The 4,245-nt window shown below is 74.5% G+C and carries 2 protein-coding genes; one reads left to right on the top strand and one right to left on the bottom strand.

All coding sequences use genetic code 11. The annotated features are described in order from the left end of the window. Positions 1–154: 154 nt before the first annotated feature. Positions 155–1,261 carry a winged helix DNA-binding domain-containing protein gene (locus AB0F62_RS42465; protein ID WP_361812191.1) on the bottom strand — a complete coding sequence of 369 codons (1,107 nt, stop codon included), beginning with the start codon at positions 1,259–1,261 and terminating at the stop codon, positions 155–157. 75 nt (positions 1,262–1,336) lie between these two features. Here AB0F62_RS42465 and AB0F62_RS42460 point away from each other — a divergent pair, with 75 nt between their 5' ends. Further along, the gene (locus tag AB0F62_RS42460) at positions 1,337–4,036 is read left to right on the top strand and encodes a SpoIIE family protein phosphatase (RefSeq protein WP_361812188.1); all 2,700 of its coding nucleotides are present in this window, start codon (positions 1,337–1,339) and stop codon (positions 4,034–4,036) included. Positions 4,037–4,245: the final 209 nt, after the last annotated feature.

Here is a 4,245-nt window from a genome sequence, read left to right as displayed (position 1 = left end):
TGTCCACCCTCATCGACGAGGTCATCGAGTGGAGCAGCGCCCTGGCACCGCTGCGCGGCTGACCCCCCGCAACCGCCGCCGGGACCCGCAACGGCCCGGCGGCCCCGTGGCGGGGCCGGACGGAGCGATCCCCCACCCGGCCCCGCGCCGGCGGTCACGCGAAGCGCACGTCGTGGCGGTCCGCCTCCGGGTCGGAGGCGGCGAGCAGCCGCCTCCCCTCCTCCTCCAGCGTGGCGCGGTCCGCCGCCCGGAGCGACGCGAACGGCACGACGGCGACCGCGGCGGTGCCGCGCTCCCGGACGGTGCTCCAGGTGCCGGCGACGAAGCCGTCGACGAGCACCGTGCCGCGGACGATGCCGTTGGCGGTCATCACCCGGCCGACGTGCTCCTCGGCGAGGATCCGGGAGCGGTCGGCGTGCGACAGCAGGAGGTTGTCGAAGTCTGCGACGAAGCGGGCGGCCACCGGCAGGTCGGGGTCGGGCAGCGGCGCGGCGTCGGGGGCGTCGTACAGCACGCGGCCGTTCTCGTCGCGGTAGGTGCGCAGCTCCATGGCGGCGAAGACCTGCCGCAGGCCGGTGAGCCCCGACCACTTCTGCGCGTCGGCGACGGAGGCGGGACCGAAGGCGGCGAGGTAGCGGCGCACGAGCGCGCGGAGGTCGGAGCCGGCCGGAGGGCGGCCCAGCCAGGACTCGGCGGTGGTGTAGGCGGTCCGTCCGGCGATCCCCCAGACGCCGCGCGGCGGCACCTGCACCAGCGGCATCCAGTTGCGCAGCGCGTTGACGAGGGAGGCGGGGTCGGCGTCCGGCCAGCGCGGCCCGAGCAGCTCGCGCAGTTCCCCCGGGGTACGCGGCTCCGCCTCGACCAGCGCGCGGCAGGCGGCGACGGCCTCGTCCCGGTCCACGCCGCGCACGCCCGGACCCCAGGTCCCGCGCTCGATCTGCCGGTCGAGCAGCGGCTGCAGCAGCGGGCGCAGCAGCAGCGCGTCGTCCGCCCTGACCAGGTGCACCGTGCCGCGCATCAGGGCAATGCGCACGACGGCGCGGTCCAGCAGCAGACGGGACAGGTCGGCGAAGGCGAAGCCGTCGAGCCGGGTCCACAGCGCGGGGTACGCGGAGTGCGGGGCCTGGGACTGCAGGCCCAGCAGATGCCCGACCGCCTCCAGCGGGCTCATCGCCGCCCGCGACAGCAGCAGCTGCCGGTCCAGCAGGGCCCGGTTGAGCGTGCGGCGGCCCAGCACGGCGGGCGGCGTCGTCCTGTGCATGCGGCCACCGTACGGGCCACGACGAACTCATGGGTAACAGTCGCCTCGGCCGTGCCGGCAGTGTAGACATGGCCTATGGCCGGGCCGACCGATCATCGGGCCTCGCGGAAACCGCCGAGGCGGGGACTGCGAGCGCCGGCGGGCGGACGCAGCCTGGCCGGTCAGGTCTTCCTGCTGCAGGTCGTGGTCGTCGTCCTGCTGGTCGCCGCCGCGGTCGCCCAACTCGTCGTCCAGGCGCGGCACGACAGCCACGAGGAGGCCCGCAACCGCTCGGTGGCGGTGGCCACGACGTTCGCGAGCTCGCCGGGCATCGTCGCGGCGCTCGCTTCCCCCGATCCGACCGCGGTCCTGCAGCCGAAGGCGGAACAGGCGCGCCGGCGTTCCGGGGTGGACTTCATCGTGGTGACGGACCGGCAGGGGATCCGCTACACCCATCCCAAGCCGGACCGCATCGGCAAGAAGTTCGTCGGGAACATCGAACCGGCCCTGCACGGCAGGGTGGTCACCGAGGACATCGTGGGCACCATCGGCCCGCTGGTGCAGGCGAACGTCCCGGTCTTCGACGACCGCGGCGAAGTGGTCGGCATCGTCTCCTCGGGCATCACGATCGCCAGGGTCAGCCGTGCCGTCAACGAGGAACTGCCGGTCATGCTCGGGGTGGCCGCCGGGGTGCTGGCCCTGGCCACCGGCGGCACCTGGCTGATCGCCAGACGGCTCACCCGGCAGACCAGGGGCCTCGGGCCGGTCGAGATGACGCGCATGTACGAGCACCACGACGCCGTGCTGCACGCCGTGCGCGAGGGAGTCCTCATCCTCGACGGGGACCGGCGGCTGCTGCTCGCCAACGACGAGGCGCGGCGGCTGCTGGACCTGCCCGCCGACGCGGAGGGCCGGCCCGTCGCCGCGCTGGGCCTGGACGACCGGGCCCGCGAGCTGCTCTCCTCCGGGCGTGCCGCAACCGACGAGGTGCTGCCCGCCGGGGACCGGCTGCTGGTGCTCAACAACCGCCCCACCGACCGCGACGGCGGTCCCCCGGGCAGCGTGGCGACCCTGCGCGACGCGACCGAGCTGCGGGCGCTGTCCGGCCGCGCGGAGACGGCCAGGACCCGGCTGCGCCTGCTGTACGACGCGAGCCTGGGCATCGGGACCACGCTGGACATCACCAGGACCGCGGAGGAACTGGCGCAGGTGTCGGTCCCGCGCTTCGCCGACTACGTCACCGTGGACCTCGCGGTGCGGGTGCTGCGCGGGGACGAGCCGCTGCCGGGGCCCTCGGTGGAGATGCGCCGGGTCGCGGTGAGCGGGGTCCGCGGCGACCATCCGCTCTATCCCGCCGGGCATCCGGTGCTCTTCGTGCCGTCCACCCCGCAGGCCGCGGGCATCGCCGGGGGCCGGGCCGTCCTCGTGCCCCGGATCGCGGACTCCCCCGGCTGGCGGGCGCAGGACCCGGAGCGCACCGCGCAGGTCGTCGGCTTCGGCATCCACTCCCTGATCTGCGCCCCGCTGAACGCCCGCGGGGTCCTGCTCGGGATGGTGAACTTCTGGCGCTCGCAGGCCCCGGAGCCGTTCGACGAGGAGGAGCTCAAGCTCGCGGAGGAACTGGCGGCGCGGGCCGCGGTGTGCGTCGACAACGCGCGCCGCTACACCCGCGAGCACACGATGGCGGTGACCCTTCAGCACAGCCTGCTGCCGCGGGAGTTGCCCCGGCTGACCGCCCTGGACGCGGCCTACCGCTACCTGCCCGCGCAGGCGGGGGTGGGCGGTGACTGGTTCGACGTGCTGCCGCTGCCGGGGGCGCGCGTCGCCCTGGTGGTGGGCGACGTCGTGGGCCACGGGCTGCACGCGGCCGCCACGATGGGCCGCCTGCGTACCGCCGTGCACAACTTCACCACCCTGGACCTGCCGCCCGACGAGCTGCTCGGCCACCTGGACGAGCTGGTCGCCCGGATCGACCAGAGCGACGCGGCCCCCTCCGGCGACGGCACCGCCCCCGCGGGCACGACCGTCGCCGGCGCCACCTGTCTGTACGCCGTCTACGACCCGGTGTCCGGCAGCTGCACGATGTCCCGCGCCGGACACCTGCTCCCGGCGGTCGTGCACCCCGACGGCACGGTGCACTTCCCCGACCTGCCGGCCGGCCCGCCGCTGGGTCTCGGCGGTCTGCCCTTCGAGTCGGTGGAGCTGACGCTGCCGGAGGGCAGCAGCCTGGTGCTCTACACCGACGGCCTGGTGGAGGACCGGGACCGGGACATCGACGAGGGTCTGGAACTGCTGCGCCGGGCGCTGTCCCGCGCCGGCCGGGATCCCGAGCAGACCTGCCGGGACGTGTTCGAGGAGGTCCTGCCCCTCCGGCCGGGCGACGACGTCGCGCTGCTCGTCGCCCGTACGCGGGTCCTGCCCGCCGGCCACGTCGCGGACTGGGACGTGCCCCGCGACCCGGCCGCGGTCTCCGGGGTACGGGCGGCGGTGGAGCGGCAGTTGACCGCGTGGGGGCTGGACGAGCTGTGCTTCACCACCGAGCTGCTGCTGAGCGAACTCATCACCAACGCCATCCGCTACGGTGCCGAGCCCATCCGTGTCCGGCTGATCCTCGATCAGGTGCTCGTCTGCGAGGTGTCCGACGCCGCCGGGACCTCTCCGCATCTGCGGTACGCGGCCGACACGGATGAGGGTGGCAGGGGGTTGTTCCTGGTCTCGCAGTTCGCCGAACGATGGGGGACGCGTTATACCGCCGGGGGGAAGGTGATCTGGGCGGAGCAGCGGGTGCCGCGGTAGCGGTTTGCTGGTGGCCGGTTGTCGTGTGCGGCGCCGTTGTGGTTGCGGTGGGTTTTTCCCCGCCCGCCCTCCCGATTGCCCGGCGCGGTCAGGCACCGCGTCGCTGCGTGTGGGGGTGGGCCGGGGTCGGGGCCTCCGGGGCTGGGCATTCTGGACCGCATATTTATGTGCATGGCGGGCGGTACTTGTTGTGCCGTCTGTGCCGCACA

The sequence above is a fragment of the Streptomyces sp. NPDC026673 genome (assembly GCF_040638135.1).
Classification (GTDB): Bacteria; Actinomycetota; Actinomycetes; order Streptomycetales; family Streptomycetaceae; genus Actinacidiphila.
This window is presented reverse-complemented; position numbering and strand designations above follow the sequence as displayed.